We start from the raw sequence: 23,610 nt of genomic DNA on the forward strand, positions 1-23,610 counted from the left end.
GTCGGAACATGCACACGCCCGAGCGACGATGTCGACGTCGTACGACATCGGCGGTGTCGCTCCCGCTCGGCCGCAACAGTTGCACACGCGCAGATGCGACGAGGTCGCTGTCGTACGACAGCGACCTCGTCGTTCGGCATCAGCCAGCGAGCGCCCGCACCAACTACTCCGCCGAGTGCCGCCCGTGCGCGTGCGCATCGCCAGCGTCGTCAGCGTCCGGCCGGGAGGCCCCGCTCGCCTCCGCCGCGTCGGCTCCGGCCCCGGGGGCGTCCGGCTCCACGACCGGGGCAGCGTGCGCAGCCCGGGTCCGGATGGCACCGGTCGTCGTCGGGGGCTCGTCGACCGGCGCAGCCGCCGAGTGTGCACCGTGCGTCGTGGCGTTCGGCAGCGGCGCACGGGTGTCGTCGACCCCGTGCGGCAGCACCGAGACGTCCGACGCTCCGGCGGCCCGGGCGGACCGCGGCTGCACGTCCGGCGACGTCGGCACGTCGGGCGAGGTCGGGACCTCGGCGGAGGACGACCCCGTCGGCACCGGACCTGCACCCGGTGCGGCGGCGGCAGCGGCTGCGGCGGCGCTGCCGTCCGACCCCGCACCGGCAGCGGTGCGTGCGGCATCGGCCTGCTCCTGCAGCGCCGAGGTCTTGCGGAGCGGCGGCACCCGGAAGAACCACGTGAGCACGAACGCGAGCAGGATCACCGCGAGGCCGACGTAGTAGACACGGACGGCCGAGTCGCTGAACCCGACCAGGAACGGACGGCTCAGCCGGGGGTCCGCCCCGTTCAGGAACGACGTGTCGCTCGTCGCCGAGTCGGTGGACGAGCTCGCGGCCGAGTCACCGCTCTTCAGCTGCTTGATGAGCGTCGGGGCGACCTGGTCGACGACGTTCTCCCGCTGCGCCTTGTCCGAGTAGTCGATCTGCAGCGTGCCGTCGACGACCGAGGCGTTCGCCTTCGTGGCTGCCGTCTCGAGCGCCTGCTGCTCGGCTGCGGGCTTCGCGTCGTCGACCTGCTGGGCGATGATCGTGTCCGCGGCGGCGGCGGGGACCGTGCCCGCGGCGACCTGCCGCTGCACGGCTGCGGTCACCTGCTTGGTCACGGCAGCGTCGGCGGCCTGCTTCGCCTGCGCGGTGCCCTGGTCGAGACCGTCCTGCACGTTCTTCTGCACCGGGTCGACGATCTTCGTCCAGATCTCGTCCATCACGCCCTGGTTCTTCGACGCGTTCGCGACCGAGGGCGTCATCGCGGCGTTGAGCGCGCTCTTCAGGTCGGACTCGTTCTGCATCGCGGCGCTGATGTTCGTCGGCATCAGGGTGAACAGCACGGAGAGCAGGACGGCGGTACCCATGGTGCCGCCGATCTGACGGAAGAACGTCGCCGCGCTCGTCGCGACACCGATGTCCCGCGGCGAGACCGAGTTCTGCGCGGCCAGGGTCAGCGTCTGCATGAGCTGCCCGAGTCCGAGCCCGATGCCGAACATGCCGAGCATCAGGAACCACAGGGGCCGGTCGGCGGTCAGGAACGTCAGGACCGTGAAGCCGATCGCCGTGAACGCCGTTCCGGTGATCGGGAAGACCTGGTAGTTGCCGGTCTTCGAGATGATCTGGCCGGAGGCGATCGACGAGATCATCAGGCCGAGCACCATCGGCAGCATGGCGAATCCGGACTCGGTCGGGGTCACGCCCTTGACGATCTGCAGGTAGAGCGGGATCGTCAGCATCGCGCCGAACATGCCGAAGCCGACGAGCACGGACAGGATCGCGGACATCGAGAACACCCGTGACCCGAACAGCTTCATCGGCAGGATCGCGTCGTCGCCCATGGCCCGCTCGACGATGATGAACGCGATCAGGCCGAGGGCACCGATGGCGTAGCAGGCGAAGGCGGTGGGGGAGTCCCAGCCCCACTCACGGCCCTGCTCGGCGATGAGCAGCAGCGGCACGAGCGTGACGATGACGAGCGTCGCGCCCCACCAGTCGATGCGGGGCTTGCCCCGGTCGCCGAACTTCGGCAGGTGCAGGAACGTCAGCACCATGAACAGGGCGATGATGCCGATCGGCACGTTGATCAGGAACACCCAGCGCCAGCCCGCGATGAACAGCAGCTGGTCCGCGCCGGCGAAGACGCCACCGACGAGCGGCCCGATGACGGACGAGATGCCGAACACCGCCAGGAAGTAGCCCTGGTACTTCGCTCGCTCGCGTGGGGCGAGCATGTCGCCCATGATCGCCAGCGGCAGGGACATCAGGCCACCGGCACCCAGGCCCTGCAGCGCACGGAACCCGGCGAGCATGAGCATCGAGTCGGAGAACGACGCCGCGAACGAACCGACGATGAAGATGCCGATCGCGGTGATGAAGAGCGGCCGGCGACCGAAGATGTCGGAGAGCTTGCCGTAGATCGGGGTCGTCACCGTCGACGCGATGAGGTACCCGGTGGTGACCCAGGCCTGCTGGTCGAGCCCGTGCAGGTCGTCACCGATGGTGCGGATCGCGGTGCCGACGATCGTCTGGTCGAGGGCGCCGAGGAACATGCCGGCCATCAGGCCGTAGATCACCAACAGGATCTGTCGGTGGTTCATCACGACGTTGGACGCCGTGGTGGGGGCCGCGGGGGCGGTCGCCGTCTGGGTCATGAGCAGGGTCTCCCGGGGTACCGATGCGCTGGCAGAACGATTTTTGCGCTGCCTGCAAAGTTACAACTGCCGCAAGTGCTCGGTCGCACCGAGACGGCTTCCTGAGTGGATCGGCAGTCACGGTACGCCCAGTGGACCCCGGTGGCACACGGCCTGGAGGCCCGGCTTGGTTCCGGCGGACGGGCTGCGGTGTCCGAGACCCGCAGCCCGTCCGACGAGGGCGCTACGCGCCCAGTGCTGCGTCGACGATCTCCTTGGCCTCGCGCTGCACCTGCTCGAGGTGCTCCTGCCCGACGAAGCTCTCCGCGTAGATCTTGTAGACGTCCTCGGTGCCCGACGGGCGCGCGGCGAACCACGCCTTGTCGGTGACGACCTTGACGCCGCCGACGGCTGCGTCGTTGCCCGGGGCCTTCGACAGCTTCGCGGTGATCGGGTCACCGGCCAAGGTGTCCGCGGTGATGGCGTCGCCGTCGAGCTTGCCGAGGCGGGCCTTCTGCTCCTTCGAGGCCGCGGCGTCGACGCGCTGGTAGACCGGCGCGCCGAAGCGCTCGGTCAGCTCGGCGTAGAGCTGCGAGGGGGTCTTGCCGGTGACGGCGACGATCTCGGACGCCAGGAGCGCCAGGATGATGCCGTCCTTGTCTGTGGTCCACGCGGTGCCGTCGGTGCGCAGGAACGACGCACCCGCGGACTCTTCGCCGCCGAAGGCCACCGAACCGTCGATCAGGCCGGGGACGAACCACTTGAAGCCGACCGGGACCTCCCACAGGCGACGGCCCAGGGACTCGGCGACGCGGTCGATGATGCTCGACGACACCAGGGTCTTGCCGATCGCGGCGTCGTCGCGCCACTCGGGCCGGTGCGCGTAGAGGTACTCGATCGCGACCGCGAGGTAGTGGTTCGGGTTCATCAGCCCGCCGTCGGGCGTGACGATGCCGTGCCGGTCGGAGTCGGCGTCGTTGCCGGTGAGCACGTCGAAGTCGTCCTTGCGGGCGAGTACCGAGGCCATCGCCGAGGGGCTCGACGGGTCCATCCGGATCTTGCCGTCCCAGTCGAGCGTCATGAAGGCCCACGTGGGGTCGACCTCGGGGTTCACGACGGTCAGGTCGAGGCCGTAGTGGTCGCGGATGGCGTTCCAGTACGGCAGCGAGGCGCCACCGAGCGGGTCGGCACCGATCTTCACGCCGGCACGCTTGATCGCGGCGATGTCGATGATGTTCTCGAGGTCGGCGACGTACGTGTTCAGGAAGTCGTAGCGCTCGGGCTCGGCGTCCTCGGTGCGCTGCACCTCGGCGTTGCCGCCCTCGATGATCGCGTTCGCCCGGTTCGCGATCCAGCTCGTGGCGTCGCTGTCGGCGGGACCACCGTGGGGCGGGTTGTACTTGAAGCCGCCGTCGCGGGGCGGGTTGTGGCTCGGCGTGATGACGATGCCGTCGGCCGTGTCCGGGTTGCCGGCGCGGTTGTAGCGGATGATCGCGTGGCTCAGTGCGGGCGTCGGTACGAAGCCGTCCTCGCTGTCGGCGAGCACGCGCACGCCGTTGGCGGCGAGGACCTGCAGGGCGGTCTGCTCCGCGGGGGCGGAGAGCGCGTGGGTGTCGCGGCCGATGAAGAGCGGCCCGTCGGTGCCCTGGTCGCGGCGGTACTCCACGATCGCCTGCGTGATGGCGGCGATGTGGGTGTCGTTGAAGGCGGTGTCGAGCGACGACCCGCGGTGTCCGGACGTGCCGAACACGACCTTCTGCTCGGGGACCGAGACGTCGGGCACTCGGTCGTGGTAGGCGGCGAGGAGCTCGTCGAGGTCGACGAGGTCGTCTGCGGTCGCTGGGGTGCCGGCGCGGTCGTTCATGCGTCCATCCTGGCATCGGCCGCCCTGGCGCGTTCGGGGGAAGTGCACCGGAGGTCGGGGGAACGCGAGCGAGCGGCCGCCCCACCCGGGTTGAGGGGGACCCCCGGGGTGGACGACCGCTCGCGGTCTGTGGAGGCAGGTGCCTCAGGCGGTGCGGAACGAACCCGTCGCCGTGCGGAACGAGCCGGTCACGGTGCGCGTCGAGGACGTCGCGGTGCCAGGACGGCGGAACTGCGTGTCGACGAAGCGGCCGAGTGCGCGGCCGGTGCCGGTGCCGGTGTAGCTGCCGATCGGGCTGCGGGTCGCGTCGCCGGTGAAGGCGCCGAGCTCGGCGCGGGTCTCGAGGCCGGTCACGTAGGCGCCGCCCAGGGGGTTCTGACGGTTCTGCATGGGTGCTCCTCGTCGTCGTGCCGAGGTCCGCAGGTCACCGAGCCGGCGACCGCGACGCCGTCGGCTGGATGACCACCACTCTACGCGCTTGTCTTGCATCATACAAAACAAGCGCGTGTCGGAGCCTCAGGCGAGCAGCTCGCAGAAGTTCCGGCCCTCGGCCGTCCAGCTCTGCCGCGCGACCAGTCCGGCTTCCGCCGCGTGCCGGTGCAGGGCATCGAGGCCGACCTCGGCCCAGGGGAACCCGGCGCTCTCGTTGCCGTCGGCATCGACCACCCGGGCGGTGTACACGCGGTCGGCCGTGACCTCGGGGTTCGTCTCCACGATGACCCGGCCGCCGGCGCGGACGATCTCGCGGCAGCGGGCGAGCAGGGCTGTCGGGTCGCCGCCGATGCCGATGTTGCCGTCGATCACGAGCGCGGTGTCCCAGTGGCCCTCGTCGGGCACGGCGTCGAACACGGAACCCTGCAGGGCGGTGCCGCCGGAGCGCTGCGCGATGGCGACGGCCTCGGCGGAGACGTCCACGCCGAGCGCCGGGATGCCCCGGGAGCGTGCGGCGACGAGCATCCGACCCGGGCCGCAGCCGATGTCGATGACGCCGCCGTCGACGTCGTCGAGCAGCGAGCGGTCGACACGGTCGGCGGCGGCGCTCCAGCGGCCGACGTCCATCGTGGTGACGGCGTCGGGACGGTCGGCGTCGGTCAGGCGCAGGTGGCCGTCGGTGCGGAGCGCACGGGCGTACGGCTCGCCGCCGCCGGCACCGAACGAGACGGGTGCGTGCATGGTCATCGGGTGCTCCCCACGGTCTCGGCACGGAGTGCCCGGGTGAAGTCGGAGTCGGGTGCGAGGTCGGCGACCCGCTCGGCGTCCGGCATGGTGTCGACGTCGAGCAATTCGCCGAGCACGCCCACGTCGAGTCCGGCGTCGGTCAGGCGTGCGAGCTGCACGGCTCCGGTGTCGTCGCGCGACATGGGGACGCCGCGCAGCAGATCGCCGGTGGGCTGTCGGAGGTACAGCGACCAGAAGCCGCCGTCCTCGGCCGGGCCGAACCAGGCATCGCGGGCGGCGTCGTCGAACACCGGTGCGAGGTCCGCGGTGGACACCTGCGGGGTGTCCATGCCGACGAGCAGCAGCGGACCGTCGACGGCGTCGAACAGGAACCCGAGGCGTTCGTCCAGGCCGCCACCGGGCTGGTGCAGCACCTCGAACCCCTCGGCTGCCGCAGGCACGACGTCGCCGTCGAAGAACAGGACCCGGCGGGCCGCGGGCAGTGCGCGGACGGTCGCCAGGGTGTCGGCGAGGCTCGCGGACGCGACGCGTGCTGCACCCTCGGGGGAGAGCGCCGGCGTCAGCCGGGTCTTCACCTTGCCGGGCAGGCACTCCTTCGCCACGACGGCGACGGTCACGTCGGCGCGCGCAGCGTCGCTGGCGTGCACGTGGGTGGGGTCGGCGGTCACGAGCGGGCCTCCTCGACCACGGGGGTGGACTCGGCCGCCTGGCGGAGCGGTCCCGGCGCGACGACCCGGACACGGGCCTCCCGGCGGTACGCACGGAGCAGACGGGACATGTCCCGCACCGCGTTGATCGTGCCGCGGAGCGTGCCGGTGACCTTGCTGTCGCCGATGCGCTGCGCGTACCCGATGTCGGACTCGTCGACGCGCCAGCCGGCGGCGTGCGCGGCCAGCACCATCTCGAGCGGGTAGCCGCTGCGGCGGTCGCGCAGGTCGAGGGAGACGAGGTCCTCGCGGCGCATCACGCGCATCGGGCCGAGGTCGCGCAGACGGTAGCCGGTCGCGCGGTGCATGAGGACGGCGAGGACGCGGTTCGCGAAGCGCGCGTGCGGAGCCCACGCACCGCGGCCCGTCGGGACGCGGCGGCCGAGGGCCAGGTCGACGCGGCCACTGGCCACGCGGTCGACCAGGGGCGGGAGCTCGGCGGGGTCCATCGAGGCGTCGGCGTCGCAGAAGGCGACGAAGTCGGCGGTCGCCGCGGCGACCCCGGCGGCACAGGCCGAACCGAAGCCCTTGACGGGTTCCGTCACCACCAGGGCACCGTGGGCACGGGCGACGTCGGCCGATCCGTCGGTCGATCCGTTGTCGACGACGATGGCCCGGTAGCCCGTGGGGAGCCGTGCGATGACCTTCGGCAGGGCGTCCGCCTCGTCGAGGCACGGCAGGATCACGTCGACAGTCATGTCCGTCATTCGGTGCGGTCGGTCGGATCGACGGGTCTGTCCTGGCATGCACTCGACACAACACGACGACGCGCTGCGGGGTACAGGAAACTGCCGGGTCCTGGTCGTTCAGCGCGTCCGGTTCTCGGACGGTCCCCAGAACGGGGGACAGGGTGCGTGCATGTCGGGCGTTCCGGGTCTCGCAAGACGCCGTCGTGTCGTCGAGACGCCGCCGGATGCGGCTGCGTCTCACGCACCAGGAGGCGTGGTGCAGTCACGACGGCGTCTCGGGTGGCCCTGGGGGCGGGGACTGCGGACGGGAGGCGCGGGGCGGCGCCGTCACGGGCCTCCCGTCCGGTGGCTGGTCGCGCTCTCAGGCACGGCCAGCGGTGCGCCGCTCGCGCACGCGTTCCGGCTAGCGGACGGCGCTGCGGAGCGGAGCCGTCGCGAAGTCGCGCATGCCGGCCTCGAAGTCGACCTCGGCGTGCCAGCCGAGCTCGGCGGCGATGCGTGCCGAACTCGCGGTGACGTGGCGGACGTCGCCCAGGCGGTACTCGCCCGTGACGACCGGCTGCGGGCCGTCGGGTCCGGCGATCGCGGCGGCCATGTCGCCGATGGTGTGCACGGTGCCGGAGCCGACGTTGTACGCGCGGAACGTGTCCGACGGCAGGTCTGCGGTCCCTGCGATGGAGGCGGCGTTCGCGCCGGCGACGTCGTCGACGTGCACGAAGTCGCGTCGCTGGGCGCCGTCCTCGAAGACCCGGGGTGCCTCGCCGCGGGCCAGTGCCGAGCGGAACAGGGACGCGACACCGGCGTAGGGGGTGTTCGCCGGCATGCCCGGTCCGTAGACGTTGTGGTAGCGGAGCGCGATCGCGCTGCCGCCCGTGGCGCGGGCCCAACTGGAGGCGAGGTGCTCCTGCGCGACCTTCGTCTGCGCGTACACGTTGCGGGGGTCGAGCGCTGCGGACTCGTCGATCAGGCCGGGCAGCAGGGGCTGACCGTCGGGGCCGATCGGGTCGAAGCGGCCGGCGTCGAGGTCCTCGCGGCGGCGGGCCGGCGGACGGGTGGGTTCGCCGGAGGCGGTGGTGTACGCGCCCTCGCCGTAGACGACCATCGAACTGGCGACGACGAGCCGGCCGATGTCGTGCCGGTCCATGCCGGCGAGGACGTGGGCGGTGCCGGCGTCGTTCGACGAGACGTAGTCGGGGGCGTCTTGGAAGTCCACGCCGAGGCCGACCTTGGCCGCCTGGTGGCACACGACGTCGATGCCGTCGAGGGCGGCGTCGAGGGCGACCCGGTCGCGGACGTCGCCGTGCACGAACGCGATGCCCTGCTGCTGGTGGGCGCGGATGACCTCGGCGGGGTCGCCGTGCACGTCGTCGCGCAGGGAGTCGAGGACGCGGACCTCGTGGCCGTCGGCCAGGGCGCGGCGGACGATCGCGGAGCCGATGAAGCCGGCGCCGCCGGTGACGAGGAGGCGGCTCATGCGGTGGCGCCCGTGGTGGCGGTGGCGGCGGACTGGGCCTTCGTGGCGGTGACACCCGTGGTCGGCTGGGCCTGCATGATGCTTGCGCTCGCGCTGGTCGGGACGAGTTCGCGCGGGGTGAAGTCGGCGGGGATCGCGGCGACGATCTGGCCGATGGCGCGGACGATGACCTCGTTGGCGCGGGCGAGGCGTTCCATGACGAGCGCGTGGGTGACGACGGCTCCGGCGTCGTCGACGTCGGGGCCGCTGGCTGCGGCTGCGGCCTCGTCCTCGGTCGGGGCCAGGCCGGCGTCGGCGTCGGTCACGAACGACAGGTTCACGGTGGCGATGCCGAGTTCGGCGGCGAGCGGGACCTCGGGCGTCATCGTCATGTTGACGGTGTGGCCGCCGGCCTGGCGGAGCCAGACGGACTCCGCGCGGGTGGAGAACCGGGGGCCCTGGATGACGACGCAGGTGCCGGTCGGACGGAACGGCACGTCGAGTCCGGCGACGGCGTCGATCGCCGCGCGCCGGAGCGTCGGGTCGAACGGGTCGGCGAAGGACAGGTGCTGCACGTCGTCCTCGAAGAACGTGTCGGCGCGGCCCCAGGTGCGGTCGATGAGCTGGTCGGTCACGACGAAGGTGCCCGGGGCGTAGTCGGGGTGCAGGCCGCCGACGGCGCTCGAGGACACGATCGCGCGGACGCCGAGCGAACGGAGCGCCCAGACGTTCGCACGGTGGTTGATGCGGTGTGGGGCGACGGAGTGCTCACGGCCGTGGCGGGTCAGGAACGCGACCCGTCGTCCGGCCATCGTGCCGATGCTGATCGGGCTCGACGTCGGGCCGAACGGGGTCGGGACGTCGAGCTCGTCGGCGGTGCCCTCCTCGAACAGCTGGTAGAGGCCGGAGCCTCCGATGACACCGATCGTCACGGCTTCGTCGTTCTCCACAGGTCCTCCGGTTGGTCGTCGGCGCGGGCTGCGCGCTGGATACGCTACTGACGGCGCCACCGGGCGAACCGGGAGCGGCGCCACCAACCCCCTGTTCGGAGGCACCTGTGCGAACGATCGGTCAGCACCGCGACGACCTGGCGGCGTTGCTCGCGCCGGTGGTGGCGGGCCTCGGAGCAGAAGAACTGCCGCTCGACGAACTCGCCGATGCCGGTGCCGGGTTCGCTCACCGCGTGCTCGCGGCGGCCGTCCTGTCGCCCGTTCCGCTGCCGCCGTTCGACAACAGTCAGATGGACGGGTTCGCCGTGCAGGCCGCGGACGCGGGGCAGGCCGTCCGGGTCGTCGCACCCATCCCGGCCGGCGTGGTGCCCGAACCGCTCGAGCCCGGCACGGCCGCGCCGATCATGACCGGTGCACGGATCCCGACCGGCGCCGACGCGGTGTTCCCGGTCGAGGCGACCGAGCCCGGTGCGTTCCCGGCGGCGCTCGAGCTGCCACGGGTGACGGTGCCCGCCGAGCTGACCGCCGGCACCTTCGTGCGGGTGACCGGCAGCGACCTGCCCGCCGGTGCCGAGCTCGCTCCGGCCGGTTCCGCCGTCACGCCGGCGCTGCTCGGCGCGCTGGCTGCTGCGGGGGTGACGACCGTGTCGGTGCGCCGACCACTGCGGGTCCTCGTCGTGTCGACCGGGTCCGAGCTGCAGGGTGCCGACACGGATGCGGCGACCATCGGCGACGCGAACGGCATCGCGCTGCGGGCAGCCCTCGCCCAGGTCGGTGCGGACTCACGGGCCGTCCGGGTGCCCGACGACGTCGATGCCTTCGACCGGGCGCTCGATGCAGCCGTGGGGGACTGGGCCGACCTCGTGCTGACCACCGGGGGCATCAGCGCCGGGGCGTACGAGGTCGTGCGACAGGCGCTCGAACCCCGGGGGCTCGCGGTGACGCCGGTCGCGATGCAACCGGGTGGGCCGCAGGCGTTCGGCAGCGTCGTGTTCGGTGCCGGTCGCGCCGTGCCGGTCGTGTCCTTCCCCGGCAACCCGGTGTCGGCGCTCGTCTCGTTCGAGGTGTTCCTGCGACCCCTGCTCGCCGCCGCCGTCGGACTCGTGCCGGACCGGCCCACGCAGGTCCTGCCGGCGGCCTCCGCTGCCGACTCACCCGTCGGCAAGCACCAGGTCCGTCGCGGCCGGGTGCAGGACGGTGCCGTGCACTTCGTCGGTGGCCCGAGTTCGCACCTGCTCGTCCACTACGCCGCCGCCACCCACCTGGTGCACGTCCCCGTGGGGGTCGACGCCGTCGAGGTCGGCGACCCCCTGACCGTCTGGAGCCTCCGATGACCGACCCGTCCGCTGACCAGATGCGGTCCGAACCGACGCCGACCGACGAGTTGTCGCACGTCCGCGCTGACGGCACCGCGCACATGGTCGACGTCTCCGCGAAGGACGTCACCGACCGGTCGGCCACCGCCACCGCCACCGTCGTCACCCGGCCCGACGTCGTCGCACGCATCCTCGACGGCTCGCTGCCCAAGGGTGAGGTCGTCGGCACCGCCCGGATCGCCGCGATCATGGCGGTGAAGAAGACCTCCGACCTGATCCCGCTGTGCCACCCGCTGCCGATCGCCGGCGTGCAGGTCGACATCACCGGCACCGACGACCGCGTGCTGATCGAGGTGTCGGTCCGCACGACCTCGCGCACCGGCGTCGAGATGGAAGCCCTGACCGGGGCGAGCGTCGCCGCCCTGACGGTGTACGACATGGTGAAGGCCGTCGACCGGGCGGCCGTGATCACGGACGTGCGCGTGCTCGAGAAGCACGGCGGGCGCTCCGGGGACTGGAGCAACCGATGACCGCCGAGCCGACCAGGGGCCGGGCCGCCGTCGTCGTGGTGTCCACGCAGGCCGCCGCCGACCCTGCACTCGACCGCACCGGATCCGTCATCGCCGACTGGCTGCGCGACCACGGGTTCACCACGAGCGACCCGATCATCGTCCCCGACGGCGGCGCGATCACCGAGACCGTCACCGCGGAACTCCTGGCCGACGCCCGGGTCGTCATCACCACCGGCGGCACCGGGGTCACCCCGACCGACCGGACCCCCGAGGCCGTGGCGGGCCTGATCGACCTCGAACTGCCCGGCATCACCGAGGAGATCCGTCGACGCGGACTCGCGGGTGCCGGCCCGACCGCGCTGCTCACCCGCGGCGTCGCCGGGGTCACGAACGCCGGCTGTCTGCTCGTCACCCTGCCCGGATCGCGCGGTGGGGTGTCCGACGGGCTCGCCGTGCTCGACGGGGTGCTCGACCACGTCGTGGCACAGGTGCACGGCGAGGGCCACGCCCCGCGGAGCGCCTCGTGAGCACCACCGAGGCCGCCGCACGGGTCGTGCTGGCCGACGTCGTCGACCGCGTCATCAGCGTCGACGAGGTCGCAGCCGTGGTGGCCACCGAGCAGGACGGCGCCGTGGTGACCTTCGCCGGCGTCGTCCGGGACCACGACGGTGGCAAGGGCGTCACCGCGCTCGACTACGAGCAGCACCCCAGTGCTGGCGACGTCATCACCGAGGTCGCCCGGACCATCGCCGAGGACCACCCCGACGTCCGGATCGCCGTGCTGCACCGCGTCGGGGCGCTCGGCATCGGGGACGTCGCGCTCGCCGCAGCGGTGTCGTCGTCGCACCGGGCGCAGGCGTTCGTCGCGTGCGGTGCCCTGGTCGACCTCGTGAAGGAGCGCGTGCCGATCTGGAAGCACCAGCGGTTCACCGACGGGACGGACGAGTGGGTCGCGGCGCTGTGACGTCTGCCGAACGGTCGAATGTCGAACCGACGGTGGTGGAACGCCGGTGGGCCGAGTCCGAGGAACGTGCTCGCGCCGTCTCGGCGCAGCCCCCGGGTGCTGTCCTGCAGGTGCGTTGGTTCGTCCTGGCGATCGTGCTGGTGTTGGTGGTGCTCGGCGTCGGGGCGATCGTCCTGCCCGCCGGCTCCGACGCTCGTTTCACGCTCTCGGCCGTGGTCGCTGGACTGGGCTTCGTGGCCGGTCTCAGTGAAGCCGTCCAGGTCAGCATCCGCCGGAGACGGAACGGCGTGGCTGCTCGGCCGGTGGCGGTGCTCGCGCCGTTGCAGCAACGCGAGCAGCGGGCGGTGACCGCGGCCGCGACCGGGCGGCGCGCTGCCCCCACCGACCGGCTGGCGATCGTGCGGGCTCGGGCCGTCGAACTCACCGACGGCACCGGGATCCAGCTGACCGCGGGCCTCGTGGTCGTGTGGGCGGCCGTCGCGTTCTCCGGCGTCACGCTCTGGCCCGTCTACCTGGCGGGTGGCATCGCCGCCGCGGGGCAGTTCGCATGGACGGCACGGTCCGCGGTGCTCGCCCGCCGGTACCTCGACGCCCACCCTGTGCACCTTCGCAACCGGGACGCTCGTTCGGGGCATGGTGAGACTCCAAGCGGATCCATAGAATCGCGAACATGAGCGTCTTGCTGCCCGGGATCACCGTCATCCTGCTGGTCTTCGCCCTGATCGACATCCTGACGAAGACGGATGACCAGATCCGCGGCCTGCCGAAGATCGCGTGGGTGATCCTCGTGATCCTGGTCCCCGTCGTCGGCAGCATCGTCTGGTTCGCCATCGGCCACGACTGGGCTCCGGGCGAACGGAACCACGGTCGCTACATCGAGCCGACCCGCCACGAGGACCGGTACGCGACCCTCGGCGACGCCCGCAGTGCCCACGGCGCCAAGCGCGTCACCGGTACCGAGCAGGAGCTCGCCGAGCTCGAGCGCGAGATCGAGTACTGGGAGGCGCAGGCCCGCCTGAAGCGTGCCAAGGAGGCCGCGGGCGAGGGTGACACCGCCCCCGCGAGCTGATCCGGGCCTCCAGGCCGAAGCGCCAGCGCGCCAGCGCGCCGACGAACCGACGCACCGTGCGCGGTCCGTCGGCTGGTGCGAGGTTGGGCGCTCCGTGTGCCGCTACAGGCTCGCACCGAGCGGGCAACCTCGCACCACTCGAACAAGCGCGCACGGTGCGACCAGAGCCAGCCGGCCGAACACCCGAACCACCCGCCCCGCACCCAACACCCCGCCGCGCCACCTACCCTTGACGCGTGGCACATCTCCTCGGCGCCGAGAACCTGCATCTCGAGTTCCCCACCAAGGTCGTCTTCGACAACGTCACCCTCGGCATCGACGAGGGCGACCGGATCGGCGTCGTCGGCCGGAACGGCGACGGCAAGTCGACCCTCCTCGCACTGCTGTCCCAGCGCCTCGAGCCGGACGGCGGCCGCGTCACGCACCGCCGCGGGCTGACCATCGGCTACCTGGACCAGCGCGACATCCTGCCCGAGGGCGCGACCGTCGGCAGCACCGTCGTCGGCGACCTCGAGGAGCACGAGTGGGCCGGTGACCCGAAGATCCGCGACATCATCGGCGGTCTGGTCTCGGACATCCCGTGGGACGTCAGCGTCGACGAGCTGTCCGGTGGGCAGCGTCGTCGTGTGGCACTCGCGCGGCTGCTGGTCGGCGACTGGGACGTCCTGTTCCTGGACGAGCCGACCAACCACCTGGACGTCGAGGGCATCGAGTGGCTCGCCGGGCACATCAACCGCCGCTGGTCGTCGAACCAGGGCGGCATGGTCGTCGTGACGCACGACCGGTGGTTCCTCGACGCGGTGTCGACCGACACGTGGGAGGTCCACGACGGCGTCGTCGACCCCTTCGAAGGTGGCTACGCCGCGTACATCCTGCAGCGTGTCGAGCGTGACCGGCAGGCCGCCACGATCGAGCAGCGCCGCCAGAACCTGGCCCGCAAGGAGCTCGCGTGGCTCCGCCGCGGCGCCCCGGCCCGTACGAGCAAGCCGAAGTTCCGCATCGACGCGGCGAACGCCCTGATCGACGACGTCCCGCCGATCCGCGACACGGTCGCGCTGTCCCGGACGGCGACCGCGCGCCTCGGCAAGGACGTCGTCGACCTGCTCGACGTGAGCGTCTCGTTCGACGGCACGCAGATCCTCGACCGCATCGAGTGGCGCATCGCACCGGGGGAGCGGACCGGCATCCTCGGCCCGAACGGCGCCGGCAAGTCCACGCTGCTCAACCTGGTCTCCGGCCGGCTGCAGCCGACGAGCGGGCGGGTGAAGACCGGCAAGACGGTGCAGGTCGCGGTGCTCGACCAGCAGCTCGCCGACCTGCAGCAGTTCGCAGTCGACCGCGTGCGCGAGGTCGTGGCCCGCAAGAAGACGAGCTACGTCGCCGACGGCAAGGAGATGACGCCGTCGCAGCTGCTCGAGCGGCTCGGTTTCACCTCGGAGCAGCTCTCCACGCCGGTCAAGGACCTGTCCGGTGGGCAGAAGCGGCGCCTGCAGCTCATGCTCATCCTGCTCGACGAGCCGAACGTGCTCATCCTCGACGAGCCCACCAACGACCTCGACACCGACATGCTCGCCGCCATGGAGGACCTGCTCGACACCTGGCCCGGCACCCTGCTGGTCGTCAGCCACGACCGGTACCTGCTCGAGCGCGTCACCGACCAGCAGTACGCCGTGCTCGGCGGGCACCTGCGGCACCTGCCCGGCGGCGTCGACGAGTACATGCGTCTGCGCGAGGCCGGCACGGGTGGCGGGACCGCCTCTGCGGCTGCCGCCGCGTCTGCCGGGAGGCCCGACACCGTCGGCGGGACCGGCTCGGCCGGTGCCGTGGCCGGGTCCACGGCCGCTGGTGCGTCCGCCTTGTCGGGTGCGGACCGACGCACGGCCGAGAAGGAGATGTCGGCGCTCGACCGCAAGATCGCGAAGGTCGGCGCGGACCGCAAGAAGCTGCTCGACCAGTTCGCGACGCACGACCAGTCCGACTACGCCGGGCTCGGCGAACTGCAGGCGAAGCTCGGTGCGCTCGAGGCCGAGGTCGAGCAGCTCGAGGAGCGCTGGCTCGAGGTCGCGGAGCTGCTCGGGGTCTGAGCCGGACTGAGCGGACTACTCGACGGACGCGGGGTCGACCGCGTCCTGGCCGCTGTCCGTCGGCGTGGCGTCCTCGGGGGCCCCACCGCCGGGGTTCGCCACGACCTCCCACAGGTGGCCGTCCGGGTCCTGGAAGAAGCCGGACCACATGCCCCACGGGCGCGTGTACGGGGGCTCGGGCATCGTGGCGCCCGCTGCCTGCGCTCGCTCGAGGAACGCCTCGGCCTCGGCCTGACTGCTCGTGAAGTGCCCGATCGTGCTGCTCGGTGCCGCGGCCAACTGCACGCCGGAGTCCTTCGCCATGTCGTCACGGCCGTAGACGCTGACGATCAGGCCGTCGTCGAGGGTGAACATCGCCGTGGTGCCGCCGGCCTGCGTCTCGGTGGCGGGGTACTCGGTGCCGATGACGCCGCTGCCCTCGATGCCGAGCAGGGCGCGGTAGAACTCGGCCGATCGAGCGACGTCGGCGACGGCGAGGGTGATGGCGTGCATGCGCCGCACGCTACGCCGGGGCCGCTCGGCCCGTGCCACGCTTTCGGTCAGTCCCCGAGACCCAGGATGAGTCGGCGGAGCAGCCCGGCCAACTGGCCCTGCTCGTCGGCGGAGACCCCGGACAGGATGTCGCGCTCGGCGGCCAGCAGGTCCGCGATCGCCGCGTCCACCGCCACCCGGCCCTTGCCCGTCAGCGAGACGAGGATGCCGCGGCCGTCCTTCGGGTCGGTCCGTCGCCCCACGAAGCCGCGGGCCGCAAGACGGTCCACCCGGTTCGTCATCGTGCCGCTCGACACCAGGGTCTGCTGCAGCAGGGTCTTCGGGCTCAGCTCGTACGGCTCACCTGCGCGCCGCAGGGCCGACAGGACGTCGAACTCCCACGGTTCCATGTCGCTCGCGTCGAAGGCCGTCCGCCTGGCGCGGTCCAGGTGCCGGGCGAGCCGGTCCACGCGGGACAGCACCTCGAGCGGGCCGAAGTCGAGGTCGGCACGCTCTCGACCCCACGCCGCGACGATGCGATCGACCTCGTCCTCATGCGGCATCCCTCCATCTTGGCCGAACCCGGAGCGGACAGCCAGCCTCGTCGGTCGTGGGAGGATGGAGGAGCACCTCTGGGTGTGTTCCGCCTTGGTGTAATGGCAGCACGACGGCCTTTGGTGCCGTTAGGTCCGGGTTCGAATCCTGGAGGCGGAGCAACTCCGCGCTGACCGGTCGCATCTTCGCTGCTCAATTCTAGCGACCCGACCGCAGGGGCGAGTGCACTGCATCTGTCCAGGGATTGCCCGGAAGTGGTTCCTTCTGTTTACTTCCCATCACTATAGTGATGTACGCGTCACTATAGTGATGTTGGATGACCGAGGTGAGGAGGGTGTCGTGCAGCTGCAGAGCCCGTTCGCGGCGTTGTCGAGCGGCCTCGATGGTGACGTTCTGATGGTGCTGAGCGGCCTGTCGGACCGACCCTTCACGGTGTCCGCGGTCCAGCGGCTCGTGCCCGGAGGCCGTTCGCGAAACGGCGTGAAGAAGGTGCTTGACCGTCTGACGGAGCAGGGCATCGTTGTGTTCGACGACATTGGCGGCGTGAGCACGTACGCGCTCAACCGAGACCATCTCCTCGCGTCGGCGGTCCTCGAGGTCGCCGGAGCTCGTACCCGCTTCCTCGACAGGGTCCGCGGGGAGATCGCATCGATGCCGGTCCGCTATGCAGCGTTGTTCGGCTCGGCCGCGCGAGGTGCGATGCGACCGGACAGCGACATCGATCTGTTCTTCGCCGTGGACGCCGTTTCGCGGACGGATGCTGAGGACCGCATCTACGACCTCACCATTGCCGTTCACCGGTGGACCGGCAACCAGGTGAACCCCATCGTGTACGACGTCTCGGGGGTCGGCTCCGATGACCCGCTCATCGGTTCCATCGCGAGTGAGGGTATTCCCCTCGTGGAAGACCGCCGATGGCTCCAAGCCCACCTCAGGAAGGCCGCACGTTGACTCCACCGAAACTGCCGTCGACCACTGACGGCGACAACGCTTTCATGCGCGGTCGGCTCGAGAAGGCCAAGGGCTTCCTCGAGTCAGCCGAGACGCTGTTCGAGTTCGGTGCCGAGGACGGGATCCTGGTTCCGACGTCCCCTCATGCCGACTCCTTCGTCGACCTGTGCGTCGACGCAGGGATCGCCGCGGCAGACGCCATCTGCATCGGCAAGACCGGAAGGTACAGCAGTGGGGCGAGCCACAACGACGGCGTCTCGATCCTGCAGGATGCGACAGACCGGCCAACCGCGAAGCACCTCGAGACGCTCGTTCGGGTCAAGAACAAGGCGGCCTACAGTGCCAGGTCAGTAGACGCATCGGACATCCACAATGCCGGTGCGGCCGCCCGCGCACTCGTTGCCGTCGCGGAGGATCTGGTCTGACAGCTCACCGTTCGATGCGGACCCGAAAGCATCTTCTCTGTAGAGTGATATCGCTGTGAAGGTATAGTGCTCGTGGGGCGGCACTCTCCGCCCCACGAGCAGAGGACCCCCCATGGCGACCACGCCGCACCACCGCCCACGCGTCCTGATCACCGGCGCGAGCATCGCCGGACCCGCACTGGCGTGGGGACTCGACCGATCGGGCTTCGACGTCACGCTGCTCGAGCGGTCACCGGAGCAGCGGACCACCGGCCAGAACATCGACGTCCGGGGGCTCGGGCGCGAGGTCCTCGAGCGCATGGGCCTCCGCGACACGGTGATGCAGCACCTCACCGGCGAAGCGGGCACACGGTACGTGGACGAGCACGGCACCCCGTACGCCACGTTTCCGAAGACCGAGGGCCAGGACGGTCCGACTGCCGAGATCGAGATCCTGCGGGGCACGTTCGCCGGGATCCTCGTCGATGCGCTGCCGGACACGATCGACCGCCGCTACGGGGACTTCGTCGTGGGCGCCGAACAGGACGGCACCGGGGTGAACGTCCGCTACGACAGCGGCGCTCCGGAGCGGTTCGACCTGGTCGTCGTCGCCGAGGGCCGCAGCTCGCGCACCCGTCGGATCCTGTTCGCCGACGAGACGGAGTACCGCGACCACGGCGTCAGCATCGCCTACGGCACGCTCGACCGGATCGGCAGCGACACCGACCACTGGGACTGGTACACGGCACCACGTGGACGTGTCGCGTCGATCCGCCCCGACAACGAGGGGACGATCCGGGCGAGCATGTCGTTCGAGTCGGAGCCGATGGGCTTCGAGCAGCTCCCCGTCGACGTGCAGCTGCGGATCCTGCGCGAGCGCTTCCGGGGCGCAGAGTGGCAGACGGAGCGGATCCTCGACGGGTTCATCGAGCGGTCCGACGAGTTCTACACGCAGCGGATGGAACAGGTCGTGGTGTCGCGATGGAGCAAGGGTCGGATCGCGCTGCTCGGTGACGCAGCCTGGGGCTCCGGGCCGACCGGCATGGGCACGACGCTGTCCCTGGTCGGCGCGCACATCCTGGCCGGGGAGCTCGCACGGACCATCGAGCCGGCCGCCGGCGCTGGTCACGGGTACTCGATCCCGGATGCCTTCGCGCGCTACGAGGAGATGCTCCGCGGGTACGCCGACAGTGCCCAGGGGCTTCCCCCGGGTGGTGCGCGCCTGCTGCACCCGTCGTCGAAGGCGGGGGTCCGCGCGGTGCGGGCGGCGCTCCGGGTGGCGTCGCTCCGTCCGGTCCGCGGCTTCGCCCAGAAGTACCTGCTGACGAGCGAGAAGCACGTCCCCGTCCTGCCGCACTACCCGACACTGCAGGGGGCCCGGGAGGCGGCAGAATCGATCGCATGACCGACTTGCGCTCCCAGACCCTCGAGGCGCTCCGCCACTACGCCGTCCGGTACCAGGAGTCGGCGCTCCACTTCGCAGCAGGGATGGAGCTGCCGACCTCGGACGGCGTCGCGCTGGGGGAGATCCTCTGGGCGGAGACCGAGGGCGAGCCGATGACGGGCACGCGGCTCGCCCGGCGGATCGGGATGACCTCGGGTGCGGCGAACGCGTTGGTCAACCGGCTCGAGGAGCGCGGGTTGATCGTGCGCAGCCGCGAGAGCACCGACCGTCGGGTCGTCACCCTCCGCGTGACCGATCTCACCCGGGAACGCAGCAGTGGGTTCCTCGGGTCACGTGCCGTGGAGCTCGACGAGGCGATCGGTTCGTACGACGACGACACGTTGATGGTCGTGCGCGACTTCCTGCTCCGCTTCGCCGCGGTCCTGCCGCAGGACGACACCGCTCCGTCGAAGCGCTGACGGAACCGAGCCGGTCAGCGGCTCCTCACCACGAACTCGGCGCGTAGTCCTTCAGGAAGACACCGAACACGTCCTCGCCGGCTTCGCCACGGACGATCGGGTCGTAGACACGGGCTGCCCCGTCGACCAGGTCGAGCGGCGCGTGGAAGCCCTCTTCGGCGAGCCGGACCTTCGTGGGGTGCGGCCGTTCGTCGGTGATCCAGCCGGTGTCGACGCTCGTCATCAGGATGTGGTCGGTCTCGAACATCTCCTGCGCGCTCGTGCGGGTGAGCATGTTCACGGCGGCCTTCGCCATGTTCGTGTGCGGGTGCCCCGGCCCCTTGTACGCGCGGCCGAACACCCCTTCCATGGCACTGACGTTCACCACGTAGGTGCGGCGTCTCGTGCTCGCGGCCATCGCGGGGCGGAGCTTCGAGATCAGGATGAACGGCGCCGTGGTGTTGGCCAGCTGGACCTCGAGCATCTCGAGCGGGTCGACCTCGTCGACCTGCTGGGTCCACGAGTTCTCGTCGTGCAGGTCGGGGACCAGGCCGCCGGCGTCGATGGCGGTGCCCAGGGCGAGCCGTTCGAGCGAGCTCGATCCCGGCGCCATCGCCTGTTCGGTCAGCTCGTCGGCTCGGGCTGCGGCGGCCGCGAGGATCGGGTGCGCGGCCACTGAACGGGCGAGCGCCAGCGGGTGCTGGTCGTTCGTGTGCCCGAAGGTCACGAGTTCGGGCAGCGGTCCGTCGGGCAGCGGCGCGAGTTCCGCGTCGACCAGCGGCTGGTAGGCCCCGGTCGACCGGCGCACGGTCTGCGTGGCGTTGTTGATCAGGATGTCGAGGGGGCCGGACGCGGCGACGTCCTCGGCGAGCCCGATCACCTGGGCGGGGTCACGCAGGTCGATGCCGACGACCTTCAGGCGGTCCATCCAGTCGGCGGAGTCGGGCAGGCTCGCGAACCGGCGCACCGCATCGCGGGGGAACCGCGTGGTGATGGTGGTGTGGGCCCCGTCGCGCAGCAGCCGGAGGGCGATGTACATGCCGATCTTCGCGCGGCCGCCGGTGAGCAGCGCCCGCTTGCCGGTCAGGTCCGTCCGGGCGTCGCGCTTCGCGTGGCTCAGACGAGCGCACGACGGGCAGAGCTGGTGGTAGAACGCATCGACGACCGTGTAGTGCTGCTTGCACATGTAGCAGGGCCGTGACTTCAGCAGCGTGCCCGCGGTCGTCGAGGCGGTCGAAGCGCTGATCAGGACGCCTCGGGTCTCGTCGTCGATCCGGTCGGCGGCCCCGGTGGCGGTGGCGGCGATCACCCGGCGGTCGGCCTCGGCGATGACGCCGCGCTTCTCGAGACGGTGCGCACGCTTGACGGCCTTGAACATCTTCGCCGTGGCCTGGCGGACCCGGATGAAGTCCGGGTGCGTCTCGTCGATCGACGGCAGCTGCTCGAGCACCCGGAGCGCGACGGTCAGGTCGTCGGGGTCGATGCCGCTGGGTTCGGGGTGCTCGGAGCTCACACGCGATCCTACGTCGGGACCGAGCGCCGGTCAGACGAACTGCTGCTCCATGCACACGCTCGTCGGGTCGTCGACGTACGGGCCGAACCGGGGGATGTCCGCGTACCCGGCCTTCCGGTACAGCGCGATCGCCGCGGCCTGCGGCAGACCGGTCTCGAGCCGGACGGTCCCGATACCGACCGCGCGGGCCCGGTCGTGCAGGGCGTCGAGCAACCGCGTCCCCACGCCGAGCCCACGCGCGGCGTCGCTCACGAACATGCGCTTGACCTCGCCGGTGCCGTCGCCGGCGTCGACGAGCGCCACCGTGCCGAGGGCGGTGCCGTCCTCGCGCGCCACCAGGAACGTGACGTCGGGCTGGTCCAGGTCGTCGACGTCGAGGGCGTGGTAGTTCTCGGCCGGGTAGAGGCTCAGTCCGTAGTCGTCGCCCTGCTGCAGCAGGTGCAGGACGTCGTCCTGCCGGGGGCTCTCGATCCGCACGGTCAGCACCGTCCCACAGTAACGAGGACGACGAGAACAGTGGGCAGACGAGGCCCCCGGCTGACCACGATCAGGCCAGGAGCCCCTCGCTGACCTCCCACAGCCGCCGGGCATCGTCGGCGTCGAGCATCGCCGAGTTCGCGTCCGACGGGATGCGGTCCGCGGTCAGGGGCAGGACCCGGTCGTCGATCACGGCGACGTCGCTGTCCTTGAGGTAGACCCCGCCGACGCCGTCGAGCAGCGGGCTCGCGGCACCGAACACGAGCGTCGCGGCGCCCTGCTCGACGGTCTTCTTGCCGACCTCGGGATCGATGACGGTCACCCCGTGGTCGTCGATCAGTCCCTGCTCGCGGTACGACGCGATCCGAGAAGCGTCGTGCGGGCCGGGTCCGATGATGACGCCGGGGTGCGCGGCGAAGGCGCGGATGCCCTGGTCGGCGTACCGGCGGTCGAGCTCCACCGTGAACAGGACGTTCGCCCGCTTCGACTGCCCGTACGCGGTGACCGGGTCGTACCCGTGCGCGAACGTCAGGTCGTCCCACCAGATCTGCCCGAACCGCGCCGCGCCGGAGGTGACGGTCAGGACCCGCGCACCACGGGCCTCCAGGAGGGCGGGGAGGAGCGCCCGCGTGAGCTGGAAGTGCCCGAGGTGCGTCGTCGAGAACGCCAGTTCGTTGCCGCGGCCGTCGAGCCGACGGTCGGGGGTGAAGAGCATCGCGGCACTGTTCACGAGCATGTGCAGTGGGCGGCCGGAGGCCGACCAGCGCGCGGCGAAGGCATCGACCGACGACGGGTCGGTGAGGTCGAGGGCCTCGACGCGGATGCCCGGGATGTCGGCGACGGCTGCGGATGCCCGGTCGACGTCACGGGAGGCGACGGTGACGTCGGCGCCGGCCGCCGCGAGGGCGCGGCTGGTCTCGCGGCCGAGGCGGCTGTGTCCGCCGGTCACGACGACGTTCCGGCCGGTCAGGTCGACGCCGTCCAGGACGTCGGCGGCTGCGGACGCGGCGGTGAAGCCGCTGGGCAGGGGGTGCTGGTCGGTGATCACGAGTGGTACTCCTTCGATTCGATGTGGCCGACGGCGGCAGCAGGGCCGACGGTGTCGGCGACCGCCGACCACGCGTCGGGGTCGAGGCCGAGCTCGGTCCGGAGGAACGCCGTCGTGGTGTGGCGGACGAGGTCCACACGCTCGGGGCTCTCGTCCGTGGTGGCGGTCGACTCGTAGTCCTGGATCCCGCCGAGCAGGTGCTCCCCGCCGTGGACGGTCACCAGGTGCCGCGCGCCGGGGCTCAGTTGGTAGACGTCGGTGAACCAGTCCGGGCCTCGCGTCGAGAGCTGGGACTGGTCGTGGTCGCCGGCGACCACGAGTGACGGGGTGTGCAGCTGGCTGAAGTCGGGGCTCATGAACGCGAAGTGCTCCTGCGCGAACGGTACGAGGTCGCCGCGCGCGATCCCGGTGGTGGACAGCAGGACCCCGGCGCGCACGCGGTGGTCGGTGCGGTCCTCGCCCGGCCGCCCGTCGGCGTCCAGGACGCGGGCCCCGAGCAGCATGCCCACGGACTGTCCGCCCCACGAGTGTCCGACCGCGGCGATGCGCGCGGTGTCGACGCGCCCGCTCAGGCCGGGGACCGCGTCGATGATCTGATCGAGGTCGTCGAGCACCCGCTCGAGGTCGTCGACGCGCGTCCGCCAGATGGTCGGGTAGCGCGGGTCGTCGAGCGTCAGCCCGTAGGTCTTCGCGTCGAGGAAGGTCGGCTGGACGACGACGAAGCCGTTCGCGGTCCAGTGGTCGACCAGGGGGTCGCCGCCGGTCATGGACTGGCCGAAGCCGTGGGCGAAGACGATGACGGGCAGGTCGGTGCCGGTCGTCGGTGCGGTGATCCGGACCTCGAGGTCCTGGCCGCGCGAGGGTACGGGAAGCGTGACGGGGCGCACGCTGATGACCTGCGGTCGAGGTGCTGTGGGTGCCATGTGGGCCCTTTCGGGATGCGGTGTCGCC

At 71.4% G+C, this 23,610-nt stretch carries 25 protein-coding genes and 1 tRNA gene; 12 read left to right on the plus strand and 14 right to left on the minus strand.

The features are described 5' to 3' along the window. Positions 1-163 precede the first annotated feature (163 nt). The 8 genes from DEJ03_RS09005 to DEJ03_RS09040 form a co-directional block, all read right to left on the minus strand. The gene (locus tag DEJ03_RS09005; protein ID WP_110864357.1) at positions 164-2,632 is read right to left on the minus strand and encodes an MDR family MFS transporter; all 2,469 of its coding nucleotides are present in this window, start codon (positions 2,630-2,632) and stop codon (positions 164-166) included. A gap of 223 nt (positions 2,633-2,855) precedes the next feature. Then, a complete protein-coding gene (gene pgm, locus DEJ03_RS09010) occupies positions 2,856-4,475 on the minus strand; it encodes a phosphoglucomutase (alpha-D-glucose-1,6-bisphosphate-dependent) (RefSeq protein WP_071406014.1) in 1,620 nt (539 codons plus the stop codon). A 144-nt stretch (positions 4,476-4,619) separates the two neighbouring features. Beyond that, positions 4,620-4,865, minus strand: a complete 246-nt coding sequence (locus tag DEJ03_RS09015; RefSeq protein WP_110864358.1) for a hypothetical protein — start codon at positions 4,863-4,865, stop codon at positions 4,620-4,622. Positions 4,866-4,991: 126 nt separating this feature from the next. Further along, on the minus strand, positions 4,992-5,654 hold the full coding sequence (locus DEJ03_RS09020) for a bifunctional 2-polyprenyl-6-hydroxyphenol methylase/3-demethylubiquinol 3-O-methyltransferase UbiG (RefSeq protein WP_071406012.1): 663 nt from the start codon (positions 5,652-5,654) through the stop codon (positions 4,992-4,994). Further along, positions 5,651-6,322 carry a DUF2064 domain-containing protein gene (locus DEJ03_RS09025; RefSeq protein WP_258370679.1) on the minus strand — a complete coding sequence of 224 codons (672 nt, stop codon included), beginning with the start codon at positions 6,320-6,322 and terminating at the stop codon, positions 5,651-5,653. Before DEJ03_RS09025 ends, DEJ03_RS09020 begins: the two co-directional genes overlap by 4 nt. Next, entirely contained in the window at positions 6,319-7,068 is a 750-nt protein-coding gene (locus DEJ03_RS09030) for a glycosyltransferase family 2 protein (protein ID WP_027465082.1), read from the minus strand. The genes DEJ03_RS09025 and DEJ03_RS09030 overlap by 4 nt, the downstream gene beginning before the upstream one ends. Positions 7,069-7,453: 385 nt before the next feature. After that, on the minus strand, positions 7,454-8,524 hold the full coding sequence (locus DEJ03_RS09035; protein ID WP_110864359.1) for an NAD(P)-dependent oxidoreductase: 1,071 nt from the start codon (positions 8,522-8,524) through the stop codon (positions 7,454-7,456). Continuing rightward, positions 8,521-9,453, minus strand: a complete 933-nt coding sequence (locus DEJ03_RS09040) for an MTAP family purine nucleoside phosphorylase (RefSeq protein ID WP_110864360.1) — start codon at positions 9,451-9,453, stop codon at positions 8,521-8,523. The genes DEJ03_RS09035 and DEJ03_RS09040 overlap by 4 nt, the downstream gene beginning before the upstream one ends. Positions 9,454-9,560: 107 nt before the next feature. Between DEJ03_RS09040 and glp the strand changes: the two genes are divergently transcribed. The 7 genes from glp to DEJ03_RS09075 all read left to right on the plus strand — a co-directional run bounded on the left by glp (position 9,561) and on the right by DEJ03_RS09075 (position 15,398). Beyond that, positions 9,561-10,787, plus strand: a complete 1,227-nt coding sequence (gene glp, locus DEJ03_RS09045; protein ID WP_110864361.1) for a gephyrin-like molybdotransferase Glp — start codon at positions 9,561-9,563, stop codon at positions 10,785-10,787. Then, positions 10,784-11,299: a cyclic pyranopterin monophosphate synthase MoaC gene (moaC, locus tag DEJ03_RS09050; protein ID WP_111099971.1), complete on the plus strand. Its 516-nt coding sequence runs from the start codon at positions 10,784-10,786 to the stop codon at positions 11,297-11,299. Before glp ends, moaC begins: the two co-directional genes overlap by 4 nt. Next, the gene (locus DEJ03_RS09055) at positions 11,296-11,808 is read left to right on the plus strand and encodes a molybdenum cofactor biosynthesis protein B (protein WP_110864362.1); all 513 of its coding nucleotides are present in this window, start codon (positions 11,296-11,298) and stop codon (positions 11,806-11,808) included. Before moaC ends, DEJ03_RS09055 begins: the two co-directional genes overlap by 4 nt. Next, complete coding sequence (locus DEJ03_RS09060; protein WP_110864363.1) at positions 11,805-12,245, plus strand: molybdenum cofactor biosynthesis protein MoaE; 441 nt, start codon at positions 11,805-11,807, stop codon at positions 12,243-12,245. Before DEJ03_RS09055 ends, DEJ03_RS09060 begins: the two co-directional genes overlap by 4 nt. Positions 12,246-12,355: 110 nt before the next feature. Continuing rightward, positions 12,356-12,919 carry a hypothetical protein gene (locus DEJ03_RS09065; RefSeq protein ID WP_146237694.1) on the plus strand — a complete coding sequence of 188 codons (564 nt, stop codon included), beginning with the start codon at positions 12,356-12,358 and terminating at the stop codon, positions 12,917-12,919. After that, positions 12,916-13,314, plus strand: coding sequence for a PLDc N-terminal domain-containing protein (locus DEJ03_RS09070; RefSeq protein ID WP_042537802.1), 399 nt, complete (start codon positions 12,916-12,918; stop codon positions 13,312-13,314). The genes DEJ03_RS09065 and DEJ03_RS09070 overlap by 4 nt, the downstream gene beginning before the upstream one ends. Before the next feature lie 236 nt (positions 13,315-13,550). After that, on the plus strand, positions 13,551-15,398 hold the full coding sequence (locus tag DEJ03_RS09075; RefSeq protein WP_110864365.1) for an ABC-F family ATP-binding cassette domain-containing protein: 1,848 nt from the start codon (positions 13,551-13,553) through the stop codon (positions 15,396-15,398). Positions 15,399-15,413: 15 nt separating this feature from the next. Here the strand turns inward: DEJ03_RS09075 and DEJ03_RS09080 are convergent, their stop codons facing one another. Both DEJ03_RS09080 and DEJ03_RS09085 read right to left on the minus strand, forming a co-directional pair. Beyond that, positions 15,414-15,890 carry a VOC family protein gene (locus DEJ03_RS09080; RefSeq protein ID WP_146237695.1) on the minus strand — a complete coding sequence of 159 codons (477 nt, stop codon included), beginning with the start codon at positions 15,888-15,890 and terminating at the stop codon, positions 15,414-15,416. A gap of 47 nt (positions 15,891-15,937) precedes the next feature. Next, the gene (locus DEJ03_RS09085; protein ID WP_027465090.1) at positions 15,938-16,432 is read right to left on the minus strand and encodes a MarR family winged helix-turn-helix transcriptional regulator; all 495 of its coding nucleotides are present in this window, start codon (positions 16,430-16,432) and stop codon (positions 15,938-15,940) included. Positions 16,433-16,511: 79 nt separating this feature from the next. Between DEJ03_RS09085 and DEJ03_RS09090 the strand changes: the two genes are divergently transcribed. The 5 genes from DEJ03_RS09090 (at position 16,512) to DEJ03_RS09110 (ending at position 19,642) form a co-directional block, all read left to right on the plus strand. Further along, positions 16,512-16,583: transfer RNA gene (locus DEJ03_RS09090), tRNA-Gln, on the plus strand. A gap of 180 nt (positions 16,584-16,763) precedes the next feature. Continuing rightward, positions 16,764-17,375 carry a nucleotidyltransferase family protein gene (locus tag DEJ03_RS09095; protein ID WP_181422660.1) on the plus strand — a complete coding sequence of 204 codons (612 nt, stop codon included), beginning with the start codon at positions 16,764-16,766 and terminating at the stop codon, positions 17,373-17,375. Positions 17,376-17,419: 44 nt separating this feature from the next. After that, positions 17,420-17,800: a hypothetical protein gene (locus DEJ03_RS09100; protein WP_110864368.1), complete on the plus strand. Its 381-nt coding sequence runs from the start codon at positions 17,420-17,422 to the stop codon at positions 17,798-17,800. Positions 17,801-17,912: 112 nt separating this feature from the next. After that, complete coding sequence (locus DEJ03_RS09105) at positions 17,913-19,184, plus strand: FAD-dependent monooxygenase (RefSeq protein ID WP_110864369.1); 1,272 nt, start codon at positions 17,913-17,915, stop codon at positions 19,182-19,184. Next, positions 19,181-19,642, plus strand: a complete 462-nt coding sequence (locus DEJ03_RS09110) for a MarR family winged helix-turn-helix transcriptional regulator (protein ID WP_220034126.1) — start codon at positions 19,181-19,183, stop codon at positions 19,640-19,642. Before DEJ03_RS09105 ends, DEJ03_RS09110 begins: the two co-directional genes overlap by 4 nt. A 25-nt stretch (positions 19,643-19,667) precedes the next feature. Here DEJ03_RS09110 and DEJ03_RS09115 read toward each other — a convergent pair whose 3' ends face one another. The 4 genes from DEJ03_RS09115 to DEJ03_RS09130 all read right to left on the minus strand — a co-directional run bounded on the left by DEJ03_RS09115 (position 19,668) and on the right by DEJ03_RS09130 (position 23,582). After that, on the minus strand, positions 19,668-21,134 hold the full coding sequence (locus DEJ03_RS09115) for an SDR family oxidoreductase (protein WP_110864370.1): 1,467 nt from the start codon (positions 21,132-21,134) through the stop codon (positions 19,668-19,670). Between the two features lie 30 nt (positions 21,135-21,164). Further along, positions 21,165-21,620, minus strand: coding sequence for a GNAT family N-acetyltransferase (locus DEJ03_RS09120; RefSeq protein WP_110864371.1), 456 nt, complete (start codon positions 21,618-21,620; stop codon positions 21,165-21,167). Between the two features lie 61 nt (positions 21,621-21,681). Further along, entirely contained in the window at positions 21,682-22,659 is a 978-nt protein-coding gene (locus tag DEJ03_RS09125; RefSeq protein WP_110864372.1) for an SDR family NAD(P)-dependent oxidoreductase, read from the minus strand. After that, positions 22,656-23,582 carry a chlorophyllase gene (locus tag DEJ03_RS09130; protein ID WP_181422661.1) on the minus strand — a complete coding sequence of 309 codons (927 nt, stop codon included), beginning with the start codon at positions 23,580-23,582 and terminating at the stop codon, positions 22,656-22,658. The genes DEJ03_RS09125 and DEJ03_RS09130 overlap by 4 nt, the downstream gene beginning before the upstream one ends. Positions 23,583-23,610 lie beyond the last annotated feature (28 nt).

The organism is Curtobacterium sp. MCLR17_043 (assembly GCF_003224215.1).
Lineage (GTDB): Bacteria > Actinomycetota > Actinomycetes > Actinomycetales > Microbacteriaceae > Curtobacterium > Curtobacterium flaccumfaciens.

Excerpts from the sequence above, each read along its gene's own strand:
- pgm (WP_071406014.1), bottom strand. The coding sequence starts at position 4,475 with ATGAACGACCGCGCCGGCACCCCAGCGACCGCAGACGACCTCGTCGAC.
- DEJ03_RS09035 (WP_110864359.1), bottom strand. The coding sequence starts at position 8,524 with ATGAGCCGCCTCCTCGTCACCGGCGGCGCCGGCTTCATCGGCTCCGCG.
- DEJ03_RS09110 (WP_220034126.1), top strand. The coding sequence starts at position 19,181 with ATGACCGACTTGCGCTCCCAGACCCTCGAGGCGCTCCGCCACTACGCC.
- DEJ03_RS09055 (WP_110864362.1), top strand. The coding sequence starts at position 11,296 with ATGACCGCCGAGCCGACCAGGGGCCGGGCCGCCGTCGTCGTGGTGTCC.
- DEJ03_RS09030 (WP_027465082.1), bottom strand. The coding sequence starts at position 7,068 with ATGACGGACATGACTGTCGACGTGATCCTGCCGTGCCTCGACGAGGCG.
- DEJ03_RS09105 (WP_110864369.1), top strand. The coding sequence starts at position 17,913 with ATGGCGACCACGCCGCACCACCGCCCACGCGTCCTGATCACCGGCGCG.
- moaC (WP_111099971.1), top strand. The coding sequence starts at position 10,784 with ATGACCGACCCGTCCGCTGACCAGATGCGGTCCGAACCGACGCCGACC.
- DEJ03_RS09080 (WP_146237695.1), bottom strand. The coding sequence starts at position 15,890 with ATGCACGCCATCACCCTCGCCGTCGCCGACGTCGCTCGATCGGCCGAG.
- DEJ03_RS09005 (WP_110864357.1), bottom strand. The coding sequence starts at position 2,632 with ATGACCCAGACGGCGACCGCCCCCGCGGCCCCCACCACGGCGTCCAAC.
- DEJ03_RS09070 (WP_042537802.1), top strand. The coding sequence starts at position 12,916 with ATGAGCGTCTTGCTGCCCGGGATCACCGTCATCCTGCTGGTCTTCGCC.
- DEJ03_RS09020 (WP_071406012.1), bottom strand. The coding sequence starts at position 5,654 with ATGACCATGCACGCACCCGTCTCGTTCGGTGCCGGCGGCGGCGAGCCG.
- DEJ03_RS09130 (WP_181422661.1), bottom strand. The coding sequence starts at position 23,582 with ATGGCACCCACAGCACCTCGACCGCAGGTCATCAGCGTGCGCCCCGTC.
- DEJ03_RS09085 (WP_027465090.1), bottom strand. The coding sequence starts at position 16,432 with ATGCCGCATGAGGACGAGGTCGATCGCATCGTCGCGGCGTGGGGTCGA.
- DEJ03_RS09100 (WP_110864368.1), top strand. The coding sequence starts at position 17,420 with ATGCGCGGTCGGCTCGAGAAGGCCAAGGGCTTCCTCGAGTCAGCCGAG.
- DEJ03_RS09015 (WP_110864358.1), bottom strand. The coding sequence starts at position 4,865 with ATGCAGAACCGTCAGAACCCCCTGGGCGGCGCCTACGTGACCGGCCTC.